General features: G+C 64.6%; 19 protein-coding genes. 9 read left to right on the forward strand and 10 right to left on the reverse strand.

What is annotated here, in order from left to right:
• Positions 1–6 precede the first annotated feature (6 nt).
• Positions 7–1,047, forward strand: coding sequence for a LysR family transcriptional regulator (locus AB7Z56_RS25270; RefSeq protein WP_071914600.1), 1,041 nt, complete (start codon positions 7–9; stop codon positions 1,045–1,047).
• Between the two features lie 20 nt (positions 1,048–1,067).
• On the opposite strand, the gene AB7Z56_RS25275 is transcribed toward AB7Z56_RS25270, so the two are convergent.
• Positions 1,068–2,222 carry an autotransporter outer membrane beta-barrel domain-containing protein gene (locus AB7Z56_RS25275; RefSeq protein WP_283018685.1) on the reverse strand — a complete coding sequence of 385 codons (1,155 nt, stop codon included), beginning with the start codon at positions 2,220–2,222 and terminating at the stop codon, positions 1,068–1,070.
• A gap of 372 nt (positions 2,223–2,594) precedes the next feature.
• Between AB7Z56_RS25275 and AB7Z56_RS25280 the strand changes: the two genes are divergently transcribed.
• A complete protein-coding gene (locus tag AB7Z56_RS25280) occupies positions 2,595–2,801 on the forward strand; it encodes a cold-shock protein (protein WP_007591938.1) in 207 nt (68 codons plus the stop codon).
• A gap of 94 nt (positions 2,802–2,895) precedes the next feature.
• On the opposite strand, the gene purN is transcribed toward AB7Z56_RS25280, so the two are convergent.
• Entirely contained in the window at positions 2,896–3,549 is a 654-nt protein-coding gene (gene purN, locus AB7Z56_RS25285; RefSeq protein ID WP_063983667.1) for a phosphoribosylglycinamide formyltransferase, read from the reverse strand.
• 14 nt (positions 3,550–3,563) lie between these two features.
• Entirely contained in the window at positions 3,564–4,637 is a 1,074-nt protein-coding gene (purM, locus tag AB7Z56_RS25290; protein WP_441256463.1) for a phosphoribosylformylglycinamidine cyclo-ligase, read from the reverse strand.
• A gap of 154 nt (positions 4,638–4,791) precedes the next feature.
• Between purM and AB7Z56_RS25295 the strand changes: the two genes are divergently transcribed.
• The 4 genes from AB7Z56_RS25295 (at position 4,792) to ppx (ending at position 9,979) form a co-directional block, all read left to right on the forward strand.
• Positions 4,792–5,334, forward strand: coding sequence for a CDP-alcohol phosphatidyltransferase family protein (locus AB7Z56_RS25295; protein ID WP_063983669.1), 543 nt, complete (start codon positions 4,792–4,794; stop codon positions 5,332–5,334).
• Positions 5,335–5,446: 112 nt separating this feature from the next.
• A complete protein-coding gene (locus tag AB7Z56_RS25300) occupies positions 5,447–6,124 on the forward strand; it encodes a DnaA ATPase domain-containing protein (RefSeq protein WP_063986416.1) in 678 nt (225 codons plus the stop codon).
• Positions 6,125–6,268: 144 nt separating this feature from the next.
• Positions 6,269–8,461 (forward strand): RNA degradosome polyphosphate kinase, encoded by a 2,193-nt coding sequence (locus AB7Z56_RS25305; RefSeq protein ID WP_063983670.1) that lies wholly within the window; start codon positions 6,269–6,271, stop codon positions 8,459–8,461.
• Positions 8,462–8,476: 15 nt separating this feature from the next.
• A complete protein-coding gene (gene ppx, locus AB7Z56_RS25310) occupies positions 8,477–9,979 on the forward strand; it encodes an exopolyphosphatase (RefSeq protein WP_041957841.1) in 1,503 nt (500 codons plus the stop codon).
• Here the strand turns inward: ppx and AB7Z56_RS25315 are convergent.
• From AB7Z56_RS25315 to ndk, 4 genes are all read right to left on the reverse strand, one after another.
• A complete protein-coding gene (locus tag AB7Z56_RS25315; protein WP_354076017.1) occupies positions 9,976–11,124 on the reverse strand; it encodes a PepSY-associated TM helix domain-containing protein in 1,149 nt (382 codons plus the stop codon). The two genes, ppx and AB7Z56_RS25315, sit on opposite strands and share 4 nt — an antisense overlap.
• Positions 11,125–11,154: 30 nt before the next feature.
• Positions 11,155–13,200 carry a TonB-dependent receptor gene (locus AB7Z56_RS25320; protein ID WP_354075912.1) on the reverse strand — a complete coding sequence of 682 codons (2,046 nt, stop codon included), beginning with the start codon at positions 13,198–13,200 and terminating at the stop codon, positions 11,155–11,157.
• Between the two features lie 623 nt (positions 13,201–13,823).
• Positions 13,824–14,684 carry a TerC family protein gene (locus AB7Z56_RS25325; protein WP_063983672.1) on the reverse strand — a complete coding sequence of 287 codons (861 nt, stop codon included), beginning with the start codon at positions 14,682–14,684 and terminating at the stop codon, positions 13,824–13,826.
• 41 nt (positions 14,685–14,725) lie between these two features.
• Positions 14,726–15,148, reverse strand: coding sequence for a nucleoside-diphosphate kinase (ndk, locus tag AB7Z56_RS25330; protein WP_027535388.1), 423 nt, complete (start codon positions 15,146–15,148; stop codon positions 14,726–14,728).
• A gap of 310 nt (positions 15,149–15,458) precedes the next feature.
• Between ndk and AB7Z56_RS25335 the strand changes: the two genes are divergently transcribed.
• The 3 genes from AB7Z56_RS25335 (at position 15,459) to AB7Z56_RS25345 (ending at position 18,023) form a co-directional block, all read left to right on the forward strand.
• Positions 15,459–15,713 (forward strand): hypothetical protein, encoded by a 255-nt coding sequence (locus tag AB7Z56_RS25335; RefSeq protein WP_038931848.1) that lies wholly within the window; start codon positions 15,459–15,461, stop codon positions 15,711–15,713.
• A gap of 216 nt (positions 15,714–15,929) precedes the next feature.
• Positions 15,930–16,103 carry a hypothetical protein gene (locus AB7Z56_RS25340; protein ID WP_166096073.1) on the forward strand — a complete coding sequence of 58 codons (174 nt, stop codon included), beginning with the start codon at positions 15,930–15,932 and terminating at the stop codon, positions 16,101–16,103.
• A 57-nt stretch (positions 16,104–16,160) separates the two neighbouring features.
• The gene (locus AB7Z56_RS25345; protein ID WP_283018684.1) at positions 16,161–18,023 is read left to right on the forward strand and encodes an ABC-F family ATP-binding cassette domain-containing protein; all 1,863 of its coding nucleotides are present in this window, start codon (positions 16,161–16,163) and stop codon (positions 18,021–18,023) included.
• Positions 18,024–18,106: 83 nt separating this feature from the next.
• On the opposite strand, the gene AB7Z56_RS25350 is transcribed toward AB7Z56_RS25345, so the two are convergent.
• The 3 genes from AB7Z56_RS25350 to AB7Z56_RS25360 form a co-directional block, all read right to left on the reverse strand.
• Positions 18,107–19,072 carry a tripartite tricarboxylate transporter substrate-binding protein gene (locus tag AB7Z56_RS25350; RefSeq protein ID WP_063986418.1) on the reverse strand — a complete coding sequence of 322 codons (966 nt, stop codon included), beginning with the start codon at positions 19,070–19,072 and terminating at the stop codon, positions 18,107–18,109.
• Between the two features lie 177 nt (positions 19,073–19,249).
• Entirely contained in the window at positions 19,250–20,698 is a 1,449-nt protein-coding gene (locus AB7Z56_RS25355; protein WP_441256464.1) for an HlyD family type I secretion periplasmic adaptor subunit, read from the reverse strand.
• Positions 20,685–22,817 carry a type I secretion system permease/ATPase gene (locus tag AB7Z56_RS25360; RefSeq protein WP_231144892.1) on the reverse strand — a complete coding sequence of 711 codons (2,133 nt, stop codon included), beginning with the start codon at positions 22,815–22,817 and terminating at the stop codon, positions 20,685–20,687. Before AB7Z56_RS25360 ends, AB7Z56_RS25355 begins: the two co-directional genes overlap by 14 nt.
• Between the last annotated feature and the right edge of the window lie 19 nt (positions 22,818–22,836).

The following is a 22,836-nucleotide window of genomic DNA, read 5'->3' on the forward strand; positions in this document are numbered from 1 at the left end:
TGGCGTATGCAGCAGTTATTGCACCGGGGTGCTGCTTTGATGCAGCACCGTGAAGAAGCCCTGGACGCGTCCTGGGACGATTTGAAACTCTTTTTAGCGTGCGCAAAATATAAAAGTTTCCGCAACGCGGCCGAAGAACTCGGCCTCACCTCCACCACGCTGATGCGCAGGATCGACCGGCTCGAAGAGAGCATCGACTGCAAGCTGTTCCTGCGCGACCAGAGCGGACTGACGCTCAGCGATGAAGGCGCCGCGATGATCGCCGACGTCGCGCATATGGAGCGTCATGCCTTCAACGTCTTCCGGCGTGCCTCGCGATCGTCGAACGACACGTCAGGCACCGTGCGCGTCGCGGTGACGGAAGGCCCCGGCAATTTCTGGATCCTGCCGCGGCTGATCGATTTCCAGAAGACCTATCGCAAGATCACCGTCGATCTGCGCTGCGCGATGGAGCAGGCCGACGTCGCCCGGCTTGAATCCGACATCGCGATCCAGCTCGAGCCGCCGACCAATCCCGACCTGATCGTCGCCAAGCTCGGCCGCCTGCACATCTATCCCTTCGTCTCCAGGGAATACGAGAACCTCTACGGCGTGCCGGCGTCCCTCGCCGAGTTGAAGAACCATCGCATCATCAAGCAGAGCGCGCCGCAGGTCGACGACGGCGCCTACGCCCGCGTGCTTGGACTGAAGTCGCTCGAAGGCATCGTCGGAATCAAGACCAACTCCTCGGTCGGCGTGCTCTATGCGGTGGAGCGCGGCGCCGGCATCGGCTTCCTGCCGACCGTGTCGATCGCGCTCGGCGCACCGCTCGTTGCCGTCGATCTCGGTGTCAGCCACCACGCCGATCTCTGGCTCACCTATCACAAGGAATTCCGCAACTCCGAGCGCCACAAGATCGTGGTCGACTGGCTGAAGAAGATCTTCGATGCCAAGACCTATCCCTGCTTCCGCGACGAGTTCATCCATCCGAATGCGCTGGTGCCAATGATGACGGCCGCGCGCGAGGGCTTTGGGCTAACGGGTTATGTCGCGGCAACGCCAACTTAGGCGAAGGGGGCACTTCGCCCTCACCATCTGTATTCGAAGCCGACCGTGCCTTGGTGCGACGTCAGCTCGTTGCGGAACTTACCATCATAGTTGATGTAGAGCCGCGCGACGCTGGTGAGGCTGAGCGAGGCCGAGGCGCCGGCATCCATGCCGTAACGGCTCTCCCCGATGCCGGGAACGACGATGCTCTGGGTGCCCAGGCTGACCTGCACCGATCCCAGGTTCTGGTAGAAATTGTCGACGAACTTGCCGTAGGCCGACAGGTCCAGGATCTTCTGGTCGTAGATGAAGTAGCGCCCGATCTCCGCGCCGATCATTACGCGTGCGCGTGAGAGTGCCGAGGAGCCGACGTTCAATGGATCGAGCCCTCCGGCCTCCTGGAACGCAGCGCTGGTGGCGCGCACATATTCGAGCGCGCCCTTGGGCACGATGCGCATCTGGTCCTTGGTCCAGTAGTAGCTGATCTCGGTCAGGCCACCGTCGATCGCAGCACGATAACCCGCGGTCGCAAGACCAACGCCGGTGTCCCTGCTGGAACGGACCTTGCCGAAACCGTGCACCACCGCGAACGCCCAGGTCCACGGTCCCTTGTCGACCGAGCCGTTGAAACCGATTTGCGTCAGGTCGAGCGTCGCCGACTGGAGCGCCAGCGGCACGTCGATGTCGGTATGGCTCTGGTCGACGGAGAAGCCGAGATTGACGCCCGGCGCGACCCGCGCGCCGAAGCCGGCGACGCCGCCAAAGGTCTTGCGCTTGTCGCCGACGAAGTCGCCTTGCGCGTCGGTCCGGACCGAGATGCCATAGCCTTCGAACCAGGTGCGGTAGAGCGGATCCTCCGTGCTCGCCGAGGCACCGCCCCCACCGGGATTGGTGCGCGATGCGCGGTTGACGCCGCCAGAGGCCTGGTTGCCGAGCCGCTCCAGGAAATTGGACCCAAGATTGAGCGCACTGTTGCCGGCCGACTGGTCGTAATTGGTCGCGGTCGGCATGGGGGTCGGTGACGCCGTGGGTGTCGGGGTCGGGGTCGGCGTGGGCGTCGGACTCTGCGCGAAGGCTGATGTCGCAGACATCATCACGACGAGTCCAAGCGCCATGACGAGCGCAGCCGCGATCCGGCGGACACGGCCCAGCCCGACCGTCTGCCGTGTCCCGGAGAGCTGCAACGCGCAGCGCATGACGACTAATCCCGAAGCAAAGTGGCGGAGCGCAAAAATGCAACACGAACGGCGCGCGCTTGCGGCGATTTGTGCCGAACTGCCACGCAGGGTCAACCGGTTGGCGCGCTGGAGCGGGGCTATTGCCTCGATTGTGGTTCCCTTGCCACAGGTCGCAAATAGCAGACAGCGACACCCGCCGCGATCTTGAAAGCCGTGCGCCGCTTGCTAACGCGCGAATTTCATGTTGCAATATTGGACACAATCGGAATTGGCCGCTCGGCTGTGCGTTTCGCGACATTGAGACTCGAACAGACTATCGGAAGCCCGTTTGTGGCGTGGCACGCGAAACTGCGGCCGCGTCTTTTTTGTATCTAGTGGAGGAGATGAGCGATGCCGCAAAAGGGCACCGTCAAATGGTTCAACCCGACCAAGGGCTATGGGTTCATCAAGCCGAACGGCAGCGATAAGGACGTGTTCGTCCATATCTCGGCCGTCGAGCGTGCCGGACTCTCGACCCTTAATGAGAACCAGGTGGTTGAATACGACCTCGTGGAGAACCGCGGCAAAGCATCCGCGGAGAACCTCAAGGTCTCCTGATTTCTCTCAAAGCTTCGCGCGAGAGATCATGACGATGCCCCCGGCTCTGCCGGGGGATTTTGTTTGCGAAGACGAAACACGGTGCGACGGCGCTTCAGCGCACCACCGGCGATACCAGGAAATTCTCCGAGGGCCCGCTTCCGTCCGTCCTGCACACATCGCCCTCGATCCGAACCTTGCCGGTCGCAAGCAGCCGCAACGCTTCCGGATAGATGCGATGCTCCACCTCGAGAATGCGCTCCGACAGCGTAGCGCCCGTGTCGTGGTCGCTGACGGGGACCGCACCCTGCATCACGATCGGACCGGCATCGGTCTCGGGGATCACGAAGTGCACTGTCGCGCCTGACAGTTTGACGCCGGCGCGCAAAGCTTGACCATGCGGGTCCAAACCTGGGAACGACGGCAGCAGCGAGGGATGGATGTTGAGCATCCGCCCGTACCAGGCCTTGGTGAACTCGGCCGTGAACAGGCGCATGAAGCCGCCGAGACAGATCAGCTCGATGCCGTGCTGGTCGAGCGCGGCCTGCAGCAGCTTTTCGAAGCCGGCGCGGTCCTTGCCGAACGGCTTGCTCTCAATCACCAGCGTTTTGACGCCGCTCGCCTTGGCCCGTTCGAGGCCGAGCGCGTCGGCCTTGTTCGAGATGACGAGCGAGATTTCCGCCGGAAACTCCGCTGCGGCAGCGGCCCTGATCAGCGCGGACATGTTGGAGCCGCGGCCGGAGATCAGGATGGCGACGCGGCGCTTCATCACAGCGCCAGTCATCACAGTGCCAGGTCGAGGTGGCCGTTGTAGACGACGCGGTGCTCGCCCTCGGCCGGAATCACGGTACCGAGCTGCGCCACCGTCTCACCGGCATCGCTGAAGACCTGCACGACCTGATCGACCTTGTCGGGCTCGACGATCGCGATCATGCCGATGCCGCAGTTGAAGGTGCGCAGCATCTCGAGCTCGGCGATGCCGGCTTGGGCAGCCAGCCATTTGAACACCGGCAGCACCGGCAGGCGCGCCAGATCGATGCCGACGCCAAGATGGCTCGGCAGCACGCGTGGGATGTTGTCGGTGAAACCGCCGCCGGTGATGTGGGCAAGCCCCTTCACCGCGCCGGTCTCGCGGATCGCACGCAGGCAGGATTTGACGTAGAGCCGTGTCGGCGTCAGCAGCGCGCCGCCGAGCGTCATGACCGGCGCGAACGGGGCCGGCGCCTCGAAGCTGAGGCCGGACTGCTCGACGATCTTGCGCACCAGCGAGAAGCCGTTGGAGTGCACGCCGGACGAGGCAAGGCCAATCACGGCATCCCCTGCGGCGATGTCCTTGCGCGGCAACAAGGTACCGCGCTCGGCGGCGCCGACGGCAAAGCCGCCGAGGTCGTAGTCGCCGTCCTTGTAGAGGTCGGGCATCTCGGCGGTTTCGCCCCCGATCAGGGCGCAGCCGGATTCGCGGCAGCCTTCGGCGACACCGGCGACGATCGAGGCGGTCGCCTCCGGGTCGAGCTTGCCGCAGGCGAAATAGTCGAGGAAGAACAACGGCTCGGCGCCCTGTACCACGAGGTCGTTGACGCTCATGGCGACGAGGTCGATGCCGATCCCGCCATGCAGGCCGGTCTCGATCGCGATCTTGACCTTGGTGCCGACCCCGTCGGTGGCGGCGACCAGGACGGGGTCCTTGAAACCGGCCGCCTTTAGGTCGAACAGGCCGCCGAATCCGCCAATCTCGGCGTCGGCGCCGGGCCGCGCGGTGGCGCGCACCAACGGCTTGATCAGATCGACCAGGCGGTTGCCCGCGTCGATATCGACGCCTGAATCGGCGTAAGTGAGGCCGTTTTTGCGGTCGGTCATGCCCGATTTCCAGTGGGTTTGCGGCTGGTTACGTCGAATTCCGGGGACGCGCAATGGCAAGCGTGGCGCCCCGCCCTATACTATGTAGATATCAACCGGTTCAGCCTTCAAACGGGCCGGATTCGAGGTCAGGCCGGGTGCCAGGAAGCGCCGCGTGAGTATTCCGAATATCATTACCCTGGGCCGCATCATGCTGGTCCCAATCATCGTCTGGGCCATCGTGTCGAGCCAAATGGAGGTTGCGTTCGCCGTCTTCCTCATTGCCGGCGTCAGCGACGCGGTCGACGGCTTCCTCGCCAAGCGCTTCAACATGACGAGCGAGCTCGGCGCCCTGCTCGATCCGCTCGCGGACAAGGCGCTGCTGGTCTCGATCTATCTGGCACTGGGGATCTGGGGCGACATCCCGCGCTGGATCGTGATCCTGGTGGTGTCGCGCGACATCATGATCGTCGCCGCCGTGATCGTGTCCTGGCTGTTCGACAAGCCGGTCGAGATGAAGCCGTCGAAGGTGTCGAAGCTCAACACCGCCGCCCAGGTGGCCTATGCGGCGCTGGTGCTGGCCTCCCTGGCCTTCGGCTTCAAACCGGCGCCTTATGATATGATCCTGATGGGCCTCGTCACGGTCTTCACGCTCTCTTCCGTGTCGCTCTATCTCGTCGAGTGGCTGCGGCACATGAGTACGATCGAAGCCAAGTAGCACGATCGAGGCCAAATGAGCCGGGATGCGGCCCCGCAAAAGGCCAACTCCCGCTCGATGACGTCGAATCTCTTCAAACGAAGCCGGCGTGCCGGCACGGAGCACAGCAAGCGTGGCAGGCCGCGTTCATCCCCGACAATTGGCATTCTCGCTTCCGCACGCGGAAAGCCTCAGCCGGGATAATTTCCTCGAAGGCCCCGCCAACGAAGCCGGTCTTGCCCTCATCGACGCCTGGCCTGAATGGCCGAACCGGATCATGTGGCTGGCCGGCCCGGAAGGAAGCGGCAAGAGCCATCTCGCCGCGATCTGGGCCGAGGCTTCCGGCGCCCGCTCGACCACAGCCAATGGGCTGACCGCCGAAAACGTCCCGGGCGCGCTCGCCACCGGCGCGCTGGTGGTCGAGGATCTCAGGGCAAAAGAGCTCGACGAGCGGGCCCTGTTTCATCTGATGAACCTCGCCCGCGAGGATGGGGCCTACCTGCTCTTCACCGGCCGCGAGGTACCGGCGTCGCTCGAGATCGAGCTGCGCGACCTGCGCTCGCGGCTGCGCGCGGTGCCTGTGATCTCGCTGCTGCCGCCCGACGACCAGCTCTTCCGCGGCCTGATCGTCAAGTTCTGCGCCGACCGCCAGCTCGCCGTGGATGAGAGCGTGGTCAGCTACCTCGCTACCCGCCTGGAGCGCTCTTCGGCGGCCGCACGGGAGGCCGTTGAGCTGCTCGACAGCGAGGCCCTGCGCCTCGGTCGCCCCGTCACGCGGGCGCTGGCCGCCGAGCTGCTTCGGGACGCCTGACCCTTCCGCCCTGGCTCCAAGGCCGCTTGACGCGGCGCAGCGGCGGAACATCAATGTCATCGAAACGTCATCGGACTAACACATGCTCCCGCCGGTTTTGCGCATAAGTCGCAAATTGGGGCGAACTGGATGGATCGACTTCTGATGGACTCTGCGCAAGCTGTTGAAATTAAAGAAAAAGCCCCGGAGACCGAGGGCCTGCCGGCGATTGCCTCAAGTCCCGAGCGCTTCATCAATCGCGAGCTCTCCTGGCTGCACTTCAACCGCCGCGTCCTCGAGGAAGCGGTCAATCCCAGCCACCCCATGCTGGAGCGGGTGCGATTCCTGTCGATTTCAGCGAATAACCTCGACGAGTTCTTCATGGTCCGCGTCGCCGGCATCAAGGCCCAGATCCGCGAGGGCATCGCCGAGCGCAGCCCCGACGGCCTGACGCCGTCCGAGCAGCTCGCGCTGATCAACCGCACCGTCTCGCAGCTTGCCTCCGACCAGCAGGCGATCTGGCGCGACCTGCGCGGCACGCTGGCCGACGTCGGCATCGTGCTGGTCGACGGCAAGGACGTCACCAAGGCGGAACGGACCTGGATCGAGGACTACTTCCTCAACAACGTGTTTCCGCTGCTGACCCCGCTCGCGATCGACCCGGCTCACCCCTTCCCGTTCATTCCGAGCCTCGGCTTCACCATCGCGCTCCAGCTGACGCGCGCCGCCGACGGCAAGCAGATGAACGCGCTGATTCGTATGCCCGGCAAGATCGACCGCTTCATCCGGTTGCCGGCCGAGGGCAAGGTCGTGCGGCTGATCTCGCTCGAGCAGGCGACCGGGCTGTTCATCAACCGCCTGTTCCCCGGCTACAATCTCCACGGCCAGGGCGCCTTCCGCATCATCCGCGACTCCGAGCTCGAAATCGAGGAAGAGGCCGAAGACCTCGTCCGCCTGTTCGAGACCGCTCTGAAGCGCCGCCGCCGCGGGTCGGTGATCCGGCTCGAGATCGACGGCAAGATGCCGGAGGAGCTGCGCAGCTTCGTGCAGCATGCGCTGTCGGCCGCCGACGACGAGGTCTTCCTGGTCGACGGCGTGCTCGCCATGAACGAGCTCTCGCAGCTCACCCGCCTCGACCGGCCCGATCTCGAATTCACCCCTTACGTACCGCGCCATCCCGAGCGCGTGCGCGAGCATGGCGGCGACATCTTTGCCGCGATCCGGCAGAAGGACCTCGTCGTCCATCATCCCTACGAATCCTTCGACGTGGTGGTGCAGTTCCTGCAGCAGGCCGCCCGCGATCCCGATGTCGTCGCGATCAAGCAGACGCTCTACCGCACCTCCAACAACTCCCCGATTGTGCGCACGCTGGCGGAAGCCGCCGAAGCCGGCAAGTCCGTCACCGCGCTGATCGAATTGAAGGCGCGCTTCGACGAGGAGGCCAACATCCGCTGGGCCCGCGACCTCGAACGCGCCGGCGTGCAGGTCGTCTACGGCTTCCTCGAACTGAAGACGCACGCGAAGCTCTCGATGGTGGTGCGCCGCGAGGGCGGCGGCCTCACCACCTACGTCCACACCGGCACCGGCAATTATCACCCCGTCACCGCACGTATCTACACCGACCTCTCCTACTTCACCTCGGATCCGACCATCGGCCGCGACGCCGCGCGCGTGTTCAATTTCATCACCGGTTATGCCGCGCCGAGCGATCTGGAAAAGATGGCGGTGTCGCCGCTGACGTTGCGCAAGCGCATCATCGAGCACATCCAAGGCGAGACCGCGCATGCGCGGCATGGCCGCCCCGGCGCGGTCTGGATGAAGATGAATGCGCTGGTCGACCCCGACATCATCGACGCGCTCTACGAGGCCTCACAAGCCGGCGTCCAGGTCGAGCTCGTCGTGCGCGGCATCTGCTGCCTCAGGCCCGGCATTCCAGGCCTGTCGGAGAACATCCGCGTCAAGTCGATCATCGGGCGCTTCCTGGAACACGGCCGAATCTACTGTTTCGGCATGGGCCAGGGCCTGCCGAGCGCGAAAGCGGCTGTGTATATCTCCTCGGCCGACATGATGCCACGCAACCTCGACCGCCGCGTCGAGGTGCTGTGTCCGCTGCAAAATCCCACGGTGCATCAGCAGGTTCTCGAACAGATCATGGTCGCGAATCTGAAGGACAATGAGCAGAGCTGGCAATTGTTGCCGGACGGGTCCTCGACGCGTATGAAGACCGCGAAGGGCGAGGAGCCTTTCAACGTCCACAACTACTTCATGACAAATCCGAGTCTATCTGGCCGTGGAAAGTCGCTCAAGGAATCCTCGCCGCGCCGTCTCACGCGCCGTAATGAACGTCATCAATCTTGATCCGGGATCGAGGACGTGAAGCGGCCGCGTAAGCGCGGCTCGAGCGTCGCGGTCATCGATATCGGTTCCAACTCTGTCCGTCTCGTCGTCTACGAGGGACTGACGCGGAGCCTCATTCCGATCTTCAACGAGAAGACGCTGTGCGGCCTCGGGCGCGAGGTGCAGAGCACGGGCCTGCTTGCTCCCGATGCCGTCGACAAGGCGCTGACCTCGCTGAAGCGGTTCCGGGCGCTGTGCCGCGTCATGCAGGTCGGTCGCGTGTTTGCGATTGCGACCGCAGCCTGCCGCGATGCCTCCAACGGCCCCGACTTCATCGCGAAAGCCGAGCGCATCTGCGCCGTGAAGATCGAGATCCTGTCGGGCCCGCGCGAGGCGCGGCTGTCGGCGCTCGGCGTGATCTCCGGCATCCATCATCCCGACGGCATCGTCGGCGATCTCGGCGGCGGCTCGCTCGAGCTGATCGACGTGCGCAAGAACAGCGTGCGCAGCGGCGTGACGCTGCCGCTCGGCGGCCTCGCGCTCCAGGACCTCGCGCACAAATCGCTCAAGCGCGCCGACCGTATCGTGCGCGAGGAGCTCGACGAGGTGCCGCAGCTCACCGCCGGCCGCGGCCGCACCTTCTACGCCGTCGGCGGCACCTGGCGCGCGCTCGCGCGCATCCACATCATCCAGAGCGGCTATCCGCTCCAGGTGATGCACGGCTACTCCATTTCCGCAGCTGAAGCGCTCGACTTTTCGCGTCGTCTCCGCCGGCTTGCGGCCGCCGACATGCTGGCCGACATCGAGATCGTCGCGGATGCCAGGCGCCCGCTCCTTACCTATGCGGCGCTGGTGCTCGAGCACATCATCCGCGTGGCGAAACCCAAGTCCATCGTGTTCTCGACCTTCGGCGTGCGCGAGGGCCTCTTGCACGAGAAGCTGTCGGAATCCGAGCGCAACAAGGACGGGCTGATCTGCGCCGCGGAAGAGCTCAATCAGCTGCTGTCGCGTTCGGCAAAGCACGCCCGCGAGCTGATCGCCTGGACCGACCGCCTCGCGCGCGTGGTGAAGCTGCGCGAGACCGAAGAGGACCGCCGCTTGCGCCACACCGCGTGCCTGCTCTCCGACATCGGCTGGCGCGTGCATCCCGACCATCGCGGCGAGCAGACGCTGAGCTTGGTCGTCAACGGCAATTTCGGCGCAATCACCCACACCGAGCGCGCCTTCGTCGGCCTGTCCGTGTTCTACCGCTATGCGGGCCTGAGCGAGGAGAACCAGCCGCCGGTGACCATGCAGGAGCTGCTGACACCTGCCCAGCTCGAACGCGCCCGTCTGCTGGGCGCGGCGTTCCGCGTCGCCCATCTGATCTCGGCGGCACGTCCGGGTGTGCTGCCGGCCACGCATTTCCGCAGCCAGGGCCGCAATCTGATGCTGGTGTTCGAGCACCGGCTCGTCGACCTCGTCGCCGACCGCGTCGGCAGCCGCTTCCGCGCCCTCGCCCGCCTGATCGGCCGCTCCGGCTCGATCGTGCGGCGCTAGACTCGCCAGCCGGTCCTAATCCTCCCTGGACGCTTCTTGAGCCACATGATCGCGCCGCTGATGAACAGGGCGAGAGGTGCGAAGCCGGTTGCGAACACGAACAGGCGCCCGATCAGCCCGAACGTCGCGCCGTTATGGATCCAGAGCTGTTCGGCCAGATAGCGATCCCCCATCGACATCGCGGCCGAAGTGCGATCGTGCACCACTGCGCCACTCCATGGATCGAGCCAGATCGCCCCCCGGGCACGTACCGCGGGATCAGCACCCGCGGCCCGGAACTGCACCCGCCACGTGTTGCGCGTTTCGGTGGGCGGGCTCAGCATGGCAACCGCCATGCCCGGCTTGGCCGCTTGCGCGCTCCGCATGATCGCATCGGGTGATAGCGGCGGTGTCCCCGTGGGGGGCGGCGCTTCGATCCGCGGCGACGGATCGGCTGTCGGTTGCGACACAAGGCCAACGATGGGACGCACGACGTCGGGAAAAATAATCCCGACGCCGGTCATCGAGATCACCGTGAGCGCGAGCAGCGCCCAAAAGCCGGCCGTGCCGTGGACGTCGAAAACAAATCGAAGCAGCGAAACGTCCTTCCGGACCGACACTGATCGCCAGAATCGACCCGGCCTCGGCCACCACAAGATGACGCCTGACATGGCCAGGCCGAGCAGCATGAACCCGACAACGCCGACCAGCTCTTTGCCCCACCACTCGTAGAGCAGCAGCGTGTAGTGCAGACGATAAACCTTGAGGGAGAACGCGTTGACGTAGTCACGCCGCCCGAGCACCTTCCCGTTCGAAGGATCGACCATGGTCGTCCAGCGATTCGGGTAGCGGCCTTTCGCAGTTTCATGCGCATGTATCACGACCCAGACCGGCCAGGTCCGATCCGGCGCGAGGATCGTGGCAATCGGCGCGGGATCCGCTGCCGCGGCCGCGCGCATCACCTCGCTCAACGTAGCCTCTCGTTCCCGACCTGCGGGAGTGTAAAGCGCCGGGTTCAGGGCGGCGTCGATTTCCCGATAGAAGACGATGAAGCTACCCGTGAGGCCGATCAGCACCACGACGATGCCGCCGAGCAATCCGAGCCATCGATGAGCCCACAGAAGCCCACGCCGTGCGCGTCCGGTGAGGTTCGGGGCCGGCAACATCGCCGTTGCACGCGTCAAAGCCGACCCGCCTCAGAAATCCGTCGACATCGACAATAGCAGGGTTCGCGGTACACCTTGCGACAATGCGGAGAAGCTCGCCACGCCAGCCCAGTAATTGGTATCGAACACGTTCTGAACCAGGGCCCGAAGCGTCACCGGCCGGTTGTTGATCCGCGTGTTGTAGCGGGCACCCAGGTCGAGCCTCGTCCAGGCCGGAACGACCTGCATGTTCGCCGCATCCAGATATTGGTGTCCCGTATAGATGGTGTTTGCGACCAGCGTCAGTCCGGGCGCGAACGGGGTGTCCCATTCAGCGGACAGGTTTGCCTGCACCTGAGGCACACCGATCGGCGTCTTGCCGAGATTGGTTGGCGTGCTTGTCTTTGTCAGCTCCGCATCGATCAACGTCACGCCGCCAAGGACCCGTATGCCCGGCTGCACCTCTCCGAATACGGTGAACTCCAGGCCGCGATTGCGCTGTTCGGCGTCCGCCCGGAAGATCTTGTCGACGCCCAATTGTCCCGACGGCTTGGTGATCTGGAACACGCTGATCGTGGTGGCCAGCATTCCGAAGTCGACCTTGACGCCTGCCTCGTGCTGCTTGCTGAAGTAAGGCGCAAGAACTTCCCCCTGATTGCTCGCGGTCGTCGGTGCGACGTCGCCCTTGCTGAGCCCTTCGATGTAGTTGGTGTAGAGCGAAACGTTGCTCCAGGGCTTGACGACGAGGCCGACCATCGGCGTGAGCGCCGTCTGGTCATAGGAGGACGTGACCGCTCCCGTGTTGGTATTGAAGTTGTTGGACTTCACCCCCTGCTGGCGCACGCCGACGGTCAGCTGAAGGCGCTCCTGAAAAACCGACAAAGTGTCAGCCAGCGCAAGGCCGGTCAATTCGGTATCCGAAAGCTTCGGAACAGTCGCGGGAGCAGCAACGAGCTGCTCAGGACGGGCGATCGGCGCATAGATGTTGGACAGAACCGGCGTCCCGGACACAGAGCCCCGTGAGATCTGATCCGTGTAGTAGCTGCCCTGGAAACTCACGGCGTGACTGATCGCGCCGGTTTCAAACCGGGCGCGCACACCGGCGTCAGCGACATTCCTGTCGATATCGAATTTGAAGCGTCCCGGTGTCGACGTGGTGTTGCCGGCCGCGTTCAGGATCGTCGGCGTGCCGAACAAGCGATCGACCTGGGTCCTGCCGCCACCGCCGTCGGCGAACACCGTCACGGAATCCGTCACATCGTATTCGGCGCGCGCCAGCAGCGAGTTGTCATGAACCTTAGCCCATTCCCAGGCCTGCGTGACATTGCGCCTCCCGACCGGCGCGGTCGGGACAGCTACGCCTGTTGCGACCAGAAACGGTCTCGTGGGCGCGTCGAACTTTTCTTCCTGATCGATGAAGTCGAGCGATGCTCTGAATTTCTCACCGCGATAATCGAATGCGGCGGCGCCGACATGCGCCTCCCGGTTCTGGTTGTCCAGCGGCGTATCACCATTGTGATAGCTGCCATTGACGCGAATTCCGAATTCGCGGTTCTCGCCGAACCGTCGGCTGACGTCGAGATGCGTGCCGAACTGGCTGTTCGTCGCGTAGTCGGTCGTAACCCGTGTGAGATCGACATCAGAGGCACGCTTCGGGACGATATTGATGGTGCCCCCGACGCTGCTGTTCGGGGCCATCCCGTAAAGCAGCGCGGTCGGGCCCTTGATGATCTCGATCCGTTCGACGTAGTCGGTGAAGACACGGTAGTTCGGCGCAACACCGTAGACACCGTTGAAGGCAATTTCTCCGACATTCCCCTCGCCGATCGGAAAGCCGCGGATGAAGAAGGAGTCGAGAATGCCGCCGGTCTGACCGGTGAAACGGACCGAAGGGTCGTTGCTGACGACGTCGGCTATCGTGCTGGCCTGTTGATCTTCGATTTTCTTCGCCGTGTAACTGGTGATGTTGAACGGCGTGTCCATGAAATCCCTGTTGCCCAGCAAGCCGATCTGGCCTCCGCGGGCGACCTGCCCGCCTGAGTAGGAGGGCGGGAGTGCGCCGGGCCTTGCGGCAGCGAGCTTCGCTTCCGCCTGCATCCTGGCCCGCTCATTCGCGGGCGCGCTTTGACGGCCCGCCCTTCGACTTGGGTTCAAACGCGGGCGTGCACGCTGCTTCGGCACGTCGGCAGTGACGGTCACCGCCGGCAAGGCTGTCGCCGTCTCCGGCGCAGCGCTTTGCGCGCTGGTGCGGTGAAGGAAGCCGTCGCCGAACAAGGCGATGGAGACCAGAGAGGCCGCGAAAGCCGTCGGTCTGGAGAACTTCGGATGGGATTTGACGGTAGCGGCAAGAATAGCAACAGGGCGGCAGGTGGCACTCGAAGACATTTCTCAACAGCTTCCGGTTTGACAGGAATAAATACCGGAGCGACGTGCCGCGGCACGAGCCGCCAAGTCAATAAAAACGCCTTTATTTTCAGTAGTTTATAATAAGTCAAAGTCTAAATCGCGCAGAGGTTGAGAGCGCTGTGGGTCACCCACGAAGTGCCGGACCGCACTGTGCGTGACCGCTTGACGCGCGAGTCCGCCATGAGGCGGCAATGCTCGCCGGCGTGCGGAGCTATGATGACCGGTTCAGTGGGGACGGCGACTGCCGGAATGATCGCGCGCAACACCTCTCCCCGCCGGGAAGAGGCAAGCAAAACCAGATCATGCCGCAGAGATTACTCTGCCGAAGCCTTGGCGTGGCGCTCGGAGGATTCCAGCGCGGCCGCGCTCAGGCTGCGCCGGCGCCAGATGCTGCCGACGACCAGCACGACGACGACGCCGAGAGCTGCGCAGAGATATTCGCCGCCTCCGCCGCCATGGGCGAATTGGGGCGGGATGCGAAGTGCGCCGAGCATGCTGTCCAGCGAGGCACCGAGCGGGCCGTCGAACAGCGTGTGCAGCTTCGGCGCGATGCCGGGATCGGTCGCGATCACCTCGCCCGAGATCCAGCCGAGCAGCGCTGCACCCGCCCAGACCAGGACCGGCAGCTTTGCGAGCAGCGCCATGATCAGCGCCGCACCGGCGACGATCAGCGGCACGCTGATGGCGAGACCGAGGATCAGCAGCGGCACGCTGCCATTGGCGGCGGCGGCCACCGCAATGACGTTGTCGAGACTCATGACGATGTCGGCGACGACGACGATCTGCACCGCTTGCCACAGATGCGAGGCGGACTCGACGCCGTCCTCGTCCTCGTTCTCCGGCACCAGGAGCTTCGCCGCGATCACGATCAGCGCGAGACCGCCGACGAGCTTGAGATACGGTAGCTCCATCAGGCTCGCGACGATGCCGGTGAAGATGATCCGCAGCAGCACGGCTGCGCCGGCGCCGAAGATCATGCCCCACAGCCGGTGCCGCGGCTTGAGGCCGCGGCAGGCGAGCGCGATCACCAGCGCGTTGTCGCCGGAGAGCAGGATGTTGATCCAGATGATCTTGGCGACCGCAACCCAGAAGGTCGGTTCGGCCATCTCGTTGCGAAACTGGGTGAAGAATGCCCCGATCGTTGCGGGATCGAAGATCTGCCAGAGCCAGTTCACAATACGTCCTTTCGCCCCGTCGATATTAACCTATCGGCTGATCAGCCGACGATCTCGTTGCCCGAGAAGAACTGCGCGATTTCGATCGCAGCGGTCTCCGGCGCATCCGAGCCGTGAGCGGAATTCTCGCCGATCGACTTTGCGTAGAGCTTGCGGATGGTGCCGTCGGCGGCCTTGGACGGATCGGTCGCACCCATCGCGTCGCGGTACTTGGCAATGGCGCCCTCGGCTTCCAGCACCTGGACCACCACGGGGCCCGAGGTCATGAACTCGACGAGCTCGCCGAAGAACGGGCGCGCCTTGTGCACGGCATAGAAGGTCTCGGCCTGTTCCTTGGTCATGCGGATGCGCTTCTGCGCGACGATGCGCAGGCCCGCCTTCTCGATCACGGCATTGACCGCACCGGTCAGGTTACGCGCGGTCGCATCGGGCTTGATGATCGAGAAAGTGCGTTCGATGGCCATAATCTTGTCCTTGAGAAGAAAGCGGTGGTTCGGAGTTGCCGGGCTTATATCGGCGCCATCGCCGGACGGCAAGCGACCGCAAAAACGGCCTCACAGGCGCTTCGCCGCAGGGCCCGCCCCGGATTCCAGCATGGATTACAACGATTTCATCCAGATGAACCCAATCTGAAACCCCCGTCAGGGTTCGGTTCAGCTTCGCCGGCGTAAGGTCGGGCCTATCGAAACCGAAGGCCCGATCATCAGGCAGACCGTTTCGGCGGCCTTTCCATCGACGCGATAGCCCCGCGCCGGCAGTCTTTAGGAGATCACCATGTTGAGGAAACTTTCGCTTGCCGCTGTCGCCGCGGTTGCGCTGGGTGCCGCGCTGGCGCCGACCTCCGCCTCCGCTCACTGGCATGGCGGCTGGGGCTGGCACGGCGGCGGCGGTGGCTGGCATCACGGCTGGGGTGGACCGCGCTTCTATGCCGGCGGCCCCGTCTCCTACGGTTATGGCGGCTGCTACGCGCGCCGGCTGGTCCCGACCCCCTGGGGACCCCGCTGGCGGCTGATCAACCGCTGCTACTGAGCCCGACAGCACCTTCCTGAGGTACCTAGGCCCCCCAGGTACCTTCCAAGCGAAGCCCCGGCGTTCCCCTGCGCCGGGGCTTTGTATTTCGGCGGATATTGCCCGGCTTCATGCAATTTTTACTAGAGTGCCGGGCAATGTCCGCGAGCGGCGAAACCATTTGGGGGGCCAAGGACTTGGTAACGTGTCATCACCTTGAGAAGACGGAACCCCACAATGGCTGGCCTTTTTGCCAATGACAGCGAACAGATCGACCGGCGCACCAGCCGCTCGATCTGCGATGCGGTGGGCGAACGGCTTCAGCAGAGCCTGCGCCCCGAACCACGGCTCCCGACGCATCTCGAACAGCTCCTCGACGAGTTGAAGCAGCGCGACCGCGATTCGCACTGACGTGAGGCTCACGCAAAAACGGGTTGCGTTCGACGCGCCTTGCGGTGACAAGGCCGCATGCTTGCTATCACCGACCTCTCCATCCGCCTTGCCGGACGCCTTCTGATTGACCAGAGTTCCGTGCAGATCACGCCCGGCGCGCGCGTCGGCATGGTCGGGCGCAACGGCACCGGCAAGTCGACCCTGTTCAAGGTGATCCGCGGCGAGCTGGCGGCCGAGCACGGCACGGTCACCCTGCCGCCACGCTGGCGCGTCGGCAGCCTCGCGCAGGAGGCCCCGAACGGCCCCGAAAGCCTGATCTCCGTCGTGCTCAAGGCCGACCTCGAACGCGACGCGCTGCTTCACGAAGCGGAGAGCGCGACCGCCCCGCACCGGATCGCCGAGATCCAGACCCGCCTCGTCGACATCGACGCCCATTCGGCGCCGAGCCGCGCGGCCGCGATCCTCTCCGGCCTCGGCTTCTCCGCCACCGACCAGCTCCGCCCCTGCGCCGAATTCTCCGGCGGCTGGCGCATGCGCGTCGCGCTCGCCGCCACGCTGTTCGCCGCCCCTGACCTCCTGCTGCTCGACGAGCCCACCAACTATCTCGACCTCGAAGGCACGCTGTGGCTCGAGGATCACCTTGCGCATTATCCGCGCACGGTGATCGTGATCAGCCATGACCGCGACCTGCTGGAAAGCTCGGTCGACCAGATCCTGCATCTGGAGCGCGGCAAGCTCACGCTCTACAAAGGCACCTATTCCTCCTTCGAGGAGCAACGGGCCATGCGCGAGCTGCTCGATGCCAAGGCGGTGAAGCGCCAGGAGGCCGAGCGCGCGCGGCTGCAGGCCTTCGTCGACCGCTTCAAGGCCAAGGCCTCGAAAGCGCGCCAGGCGCAATCTCGCGTAAAAATGCTGGAGCGGCTGAAGCCGATCACGGCGCTGGTCACCCAGGACGTGCGCGAAATCAGCTTTCCCGCGCCGGAGAAAATCCTGTCGCCGCCGATCATCGCCGCCGACAACGTCGTGGTCGGCTACGATCCGAACACGCCCGTGCTTAACCGCGTCACCTTGCGCGTCGACAATGACGACCGCATCGCGCTCCTTGGTTCCAACGGCAACGGCAAGTCGACGCTGGTGAAACTGCTCGCGGGCCGCCTCGCACCGTTCTCGGGCAAGGTGACGCGTGCCGACAAGCTCTCGATTGCCTATTTCGCCCAGCACCAGCTCGACGAATTGAACGAGGATGCCTCGACCTACGACCACGTCCGCAAGCTTATGGGTGAAGCGCCCGAGGCCAAGGTGCGCGCACGCGCCGGCGCCATCGGATTCTCCGGCAAGGCGGCCGATACCAAGGTCGGGAAATTGTCTGGCGGCGAGAAGGCGCGCTTGCTGCTGGGGCTGGCGACCTTCTTCGGCCCCAACATGATCATTCTGGACGAGCCGACCAACCATCTCGACATCGACAGCCGCGCTGCGCTTGCGGAGGCGATCAACGAATTCCCCGGCGCCGTCATCATGGTTTCGCACGACCGCTATCTGATTGAGTCCTGCGCCGACCAACTCTGGATCGTCGCCGACCGGACCGTGACCAATTACGACGGCGACCTCGACGAGTATCGCCGCCTGGTGCTGTCGGCGCGCAATGGCGAGCCCGTCCCGCGCGAGCGTAGCGCCGCGAGCGAGAAGCCGCAGCGCCCGAGATCGGACAATCGTGGCTCGCTGAAGAAGCGCATCGCGGAAGCCGAGAGCGAGATCGCCCGCGTCAGCGAGATCATCACCAAGATCGACACCGCGCTCGCCCTGCCCGACATCTTCACCCGGGATCCCAAGCAGGCCGCGCAACTGTCGAAGGCGCGCGCCAACGCCGCCGACGCGCTGGCGCGCGCGGAGGAACTGTGGCTGGAGGCGAGCACGCAGTTCGACGAGGCGGCGGGCTAGACTCAAAATCTGAAAAACAACCCCATGCACAGTACGGGTAATAAATTACCTGCATGCAAGCCGCTGAGCAGTTGGCCCTTTACTCAATCGGCATACTGCCCCGCTGCCTTGATGATCGGCGCCCAGCGGTCGACTTCGCTGGTCAGCATCGCCCCGAGCGCCTCCGGCGTCGCCTTGTCCTGAGGGACCGGCTCGGTGTTGATGTCGTTGAACCGGGCGATCAACGCGGGATCCCTGAGCGCGGCCTGGAGCACCGCCGTCAGCTTCTGAACGACCGCGGGCGGCGTGCCCTTAGGGGCATAGAGGCCATGCCAGACGCCGAGCTCGAACCCCTTGAGGCCGGCCTCGTCGGCGGTCGGCAGATCGGGCAGGCTCTTCAGCCGCTCTTTTGTGGTGACAGCGTAGGCCTTGACCTGCTTGGCCGTGATCGGCCCGGTCGTGTTCGTCGCCTGGTCGCAGGTGAGATCGATCTGCTTGCCGAGCAGATCGTTCATGATCGGCCCATTGCCCTTGTAGGGCACCGTGGTGAGCTGCTTCTGGATCGCCGTCATGAACAGCATGCCGCACAGATGCGATGCCGCACCTAACCCGGCATTGGCGTAAGTCAGCTTGTCGCCCTGCTGCTGGGCGTAGACGACCAGTTCCTTGAGCGTGTCGGCCGGGAAGTCCGGACGCGCGATGATGGTCATCGGCGCATTGGTCACGAGCCCGATCGGCGCAAAGGCCGTCTTCGTGTCGTAGCTCAGGTTGCGATACAGCGTGGCCGCGGTCGAAATGCCGACATGATGGACCAGCAGCGTGTAGCCGTCCGGCTGGGCGCGCGCGGCGCGCGTCGTGCCGATCGTGCCGCCGGCGCCCGTCGCGTTCTCGACGATGATCTGCTGCCCGAGGGATTTCGCCATGCTTGCTGCGGTCAGACGCGCGATGGTGTCCGTCGGTCCACCCGCGGCGTACGGCACCAGCACGGTGATGGGCCTGGACGGATAGTCCTGGGCGACCGCCGCGCCGAGCGACAGAAGCAGAGCCGACACGATCGTGATGAAACGCATGTTCCCTCCAAGATTCTTTATCGCGCCATAAAAGCGCATCCCCGGCCGCACGGCCATCAGGAAAGCGACCTCTGCAAAAGTGTCGCAATCACGATGATCCGCGCCGAGAATGGCGACGTCGCCGGCGAGACGAATGGTGGGCAGGCGTGATACAGCTCCTCTGGAGCAAAATGGGATCTACCGCTCCCGCATGATCTCCTGTCGGTAGCGCTGAAGCGGAGACAACAGGTAGCTCAAAATGGTGCGCGAGCCGGTCCTGATCTCCACCGTCACGGCCATTCCCGGTGACAGGCTGACGAGGCGATCGTCCACCTGCATTTGCGTACGATCGAGCGAGATGCGTGCGCTGTAGCTCAGCTCCTGCCCGTTAGGCTCGCTGCTGTCGCGCGGCGTCCCGAGCGCGCGGTCGCTTCCCGGCGGACGGTCGCGGATGATGGCGTCCTGCGAGACGCTCAGCACCCGTCCCTCCAGCAGGCCGTAGCGGGTGAAGTTGAAGGTGTCGATCTTGACGGCGGCATCCTGCCCGGCCTCGACGAAGCCGATGTCGCGGTTGGAGATCATCGCCTCGACCTCGAGCCGCGTATCCGATGGCACGATCACCAGCAGCGATTGCGCGGGCGTGACCACGCCGCCCACGGTGTGGACCGCAAGCTGCTGCACGACGCCGTCGACCGGCGAGGTCAGCTGCTGCAGCCGGGTCCGCTGCTGCGCCTTGATCAGATCGCGCGCGACGCCATTGGCTTTCTGCTCGCTCTTGGCGAGTTCGTCGGACAGGCTCTTGCGATACTCAGCCACGGCCTGGGTGCGGGTCTCCCGGATCGCGGCGACGGCCGCCTCGGCTTCCTTCAGATGGCTGCTCTGGACGCGAAGCTCCTCCTGCTGCTCGATCAGAAGCTGAAGGGTCTCGTAATAGGTCAGCTTCGAGCCGATTTCCTTCTCCATCAGAATCTTGCGGATATCGACGCGCTGCTGGGTGACGGGGAGCAACGCATCCAGCTTGTGGATCGTCGCCGCAATGGTCTGATGCTCGGCCTCCTTCTGCGCCTGCTGGCGCGCAAGCGACGCCAATTTGGCGCGATGCTCGCTGACCTGATTGGCAAGAAGCTGCCGCTGTGTCGCGACCAGCGAGGGATCGGCATCCGCAGGCGGGACGAGATCGGTGGAGGCATCTTCGCCGCTTGCCAATGCGGCGCGGAGACGCGCCATATTGAGCCGTTCGGCCATGAGATCGTCATGCAGGTGATCGCGCTCCGCGGCATTCACGGTCGGATCGAGCTCGATCAGCACGTCGCCCGATTTGACCGCCTGCCCGTCCTGTACGTGGATGGCGCGCACCACCCCGGTCTCGAACGGCTGGACCACCTTGCTTCGCCCGCTCGACACCACCTTCCCGGTTGCGGACGCCACGATGTCGATCGTGCCCCATGCCGACCACGCGAGTGCCGCGCAGACAAGGAGCATCAGGGCGATCGCGATGGCCCGGCCGATCGGTGACGGTGGTGCCTCGGCAATCTCCAGCACCGCGGGCAGGAAGGCGATCTCTTCAGTGCGCCGCCCCTTCGCTTTCCGGAAGGGAACGACGGTCTGCTCCGGCCGCGGGGCCGGCGCCGCGCTAGCCAACCTCATAGATCCCTCCCTGGAGACGATGCAGGGCCGCGTATCGGCCGCCGGTCTTGATCAACGCGTCATGCGTGCCGTCCTCGACCAGACGGCCGCGCTCGAGCGTGAAGATGCGATCGGCGCCGCGGACGGTGGACAGCCGATGCGCGATGATCAGAACGGTGCGGCCCCTGGCGATCTCCTTCATGTTCTCATGGATGATCCGCTCGCTTTCATAGTCGAGCGCGCTGGTCGCTTCATCGAAGATCAGGATGCGGGGATTGGTCACCAATGCGCGGGCGATCGCGATGCGCTGGCGCTGCCCGCCCGAGAGCGTCGAGCCGCGCTCGCCGACGACAGTGTCGTAGCCTTCGGGAAGCTCCAGAATAAACTCATGCGCGCCAGCAAGTTTTGCTGCGTCCATGACGCGGTCCATTGGCAGGGTCGGATCGGCCAGCGCGATGTTGTCGCGCACCGAGCGGTTGAACAGCATGTTGTCCTGGAGCACCACGCCGATCTGGCGGCGGAGCCAGGCCGGATCGGTCATCACCAGATCCATTCCGTCGATCAGCACGCGGCCGCCTTGCGGAACGTAGAGCCGCTGCACCAGCTTGGCGAACGTGCTCTTGCCCGAGCCCGACGATCCGACGATGCCGACGGTTTGCCCGGCCGGAACATCGAACGAGACGTCATGCAGGATTTCCGGCCCATCGAGCCGGTAGCGGAACGACACGTGCTCGAACCGGATATTGCCCCGGATCGGCGGCAGCCCCGCACGCGCCGCCGAATAAGCCGGCTCTGCCGCGCTGTTGAGGATGTCGCCAAGCCGCGCGATCGAGAGCCGCGCCTGATGAAAATCCTGCCAGACCTGTGCCAGCCGCAGCACGGGCGCCGAAACGCGCCCCGCAAAAATGTTGAAGGCTACGAGCTCGCCGACGGTCAATGCATCGCCGATCACGAGGCGCGCGCCGACATAGAGAATGGCGGCGGTCACGACCTTGCTGACGAACTGGACGAGTTGGCTTGCGGTGTTGCCGAGGCTGGTGACGCCGAAGCTCGCCGAGACATAGCCGGCGAGCTGCTCTTCCCAGCGGCGTTGCATCTGCGGCTCGACCGCCATCGCCTTCAGCGTCTCGATGCCGCTGACGCTCTCGACCAGAAAAGCCTGGTTCTCGGCGCCGCGGCGGAATTTCTCGTCCAGCCTGCGGCGAAACAGCGGCGTCGCCACCGCCGAGATCGCGATGTAGAACGGGAACGATGCCAGCACGATGCAGCTCATCAACGGCGAATAGGCGAACATCACCGCCAGGAATACCGAGGTGAAGAACAGGTCGATGAGCAGCGTCAGCGACGAGCTGGTGATGAAGTTGCGGATGTTCTCGAGCTCGCGAACCCGCGCCACGGAATCGCCGACACGCCGCGCCTGAAACCATGCCATCGGCAATGCCAGAAGGTGATGGAACAACCGCGCCCCCAGCTCCACGTCGATGCGGTTGGTCGTATGCGCAAACAGATAATTACGCAGGATACCCAGCACCGTGTCGAACAGCGAGACGACGACGAGACCGATGACGAGCACGTCGAGCGTGGACAGCGAGCGATGCACCAGCACCTTGTCGATCACGACCTGGAAGAACAGCGGTGAGACCAGCGCGAAGAACTGCAGAAAGAACGAGGCGGCCAGCACCTCGCCGAACAGCCGCCGGTATTTGCCGATCGCGCCGATGAACCAGGTGATATCGAAATGGCGCCCGAGGTCGGAGAGCCCGGCGCGCCGGGCCATCAGAATCAGTCCGCCGTCCCAGATCGCGCACAGCTCGTCGCGCTCCATCAGCACCGGGCGCTGGGCCTGCGGCGATTGCACCAGCACCTTGTCAGCGGAGGCCTTTGCGATGACCATGAAGCTGCCGTCGCGCAGCACTGCGATCGCCGGCAGCGGGCTGCCCGACAGACGACTCCACTGCGTTCGATAGGTTCGTGCCTTGAGGCCGAGAGATTTGGCGCAGCGGATGATCTCCGCTGCGCCAAAGATAGCCGTTCCGGTCCGGTGCCTGAGCTGGTCGCGGTCGGCCGCAACACCCTGCAAATGCAGCAGGGTGAGCAGCGCGTCCAACCCCGTATCGGTCGAGACCGCGTTCGTGGTCATGGGCGTTCTCCGGGCCGGA

The sequence above is a fragment of the Bradyrhizobium sp. 482_C4_N1_8 genome (assembly GCF_052075965.1).
Lineage (GTDB): Bacteria > Pseudomonadota > Alphaproteobacteria > Rhizobiales > Xanthobacteraceae > Bradyrhizobium > Bradyrhizobium barranii.

What these genes read in the sequence shown, in the direction of transcription:
- AB7Z56_RS25320 (WP_354075912.1), bottom strand. Translation starts at nt 13,200, where the DNA reads ATGCAGGCGGAAGCGAAGCTCGCTGCCGCAAGGCCCGGCGCACTCCCG.
- AB7Z56_RS25270 (WP_071914600.1), top strand. Translation starts at nt 7, where the DNA reads ATGCAGCAGTTATTGCACCGGGGTGCTGCTTTGATGCAGCACCGTGAA.
- AB7Z56_RS25280 (WP_007591938.1), top strand. Translation starts at nt 2,595, where the DNA reads ATGCCGCAAAAGGGCACCGTCAAATGGTTCAACCCGACCAAGGGCTAT.
- purM (WP_441256463.1), bottom strand. Translation starts at nt 4,637, where the DNA reads ATGACCGACCGCAAAAACGGCCTCACTTACGCCGATTCAGGCGTCGAT.
- purN (WP_063983667.1), bottom strand. Translation starts at nt 3,549, where the DNA reads ATGAAGCGCCGCGTCGCCATCCTGATCTCCGGCCGCGGCTCCAACATG.
- AB7Z56_RS25350 (WP_063986418.1), bottom strand. Translation starts at nt 19,072, where the DNA reads ATGCGTTTCATCACGATCGTGTCGGCTCTGCTTCTGTCGCTCGGCGCG.
- AB7Z56_RS25360 (WP_231144892.1), bottom strand. Translation starts at nt 22,817, where the DNA reads ATGACCACGAACGCGGTCTCGACCGATACGGGGTTGGACGCGCTGCTC.
- ndk (WP_027535388.1), bottom strand. Translation starts at nt 15,148, where the DNA reads ATGGCCATCGAACGCACTTTCTCGATCATCAAGCCCGATGCGACCGCG.
- AB7Z56_RS25315 (WP_354076017.1), bottom strand. Translation starts at nt 11,124, where the DNA reads ATGTTGCCGGCCCCGAACCTCACCGGACGCGCACGGCGTGGGCTTCTG.
- AB7Z56_RS25305 (WP_063983670.1), top strand. Translation starts at nt 6,269, where the DNA reads ATGGACTCTGCGCAAGCTGTTGAAATTAAAGAAAAAGCCCCGGAGACC.
- AB7Z56_RS25355 (WP_441256464.1), bottom strand. Translation starts at nt 20,698, where the DNA reads ATGAGGTTGGCTAGCGCGGCGCCGGCCCCGCGGCCGGAGCAGACCGTC.
- AB7Z56_RS25335 (WP_038931848.1), top strand. Translation starts at nt 15,459, where the DNA reads ATGTTGAGGAAACTTTCGCTTGCCGCTGTCGCCGCGGTTGCGCTGGGT.
- AB7Z56_RS25275 (WP_283018685.1), bottom strand. Translation starts at nt 2,222, where the DNA reads ATGCGCTGCGCGTTGCAGCTCTCCGGGACACGGCAGACGGTCGGGCTG.
- AB7Z56_RS25340 (WP_166096073.1), top strand. Translation starts at nt 15,930, where the DNA reads ATGGCTGGCCTTTTTGCCAATGACAGCGAACAGATCGACCGGCGCACC.
- AB7Z56_RS25345 (WP_283018684.1), top strand. Translation starts at nt 16,161, where the DNA reads ATGCTTGCTATCACCGACCTCTCCATCCGCCTTGCCGGACGCCTTCTG.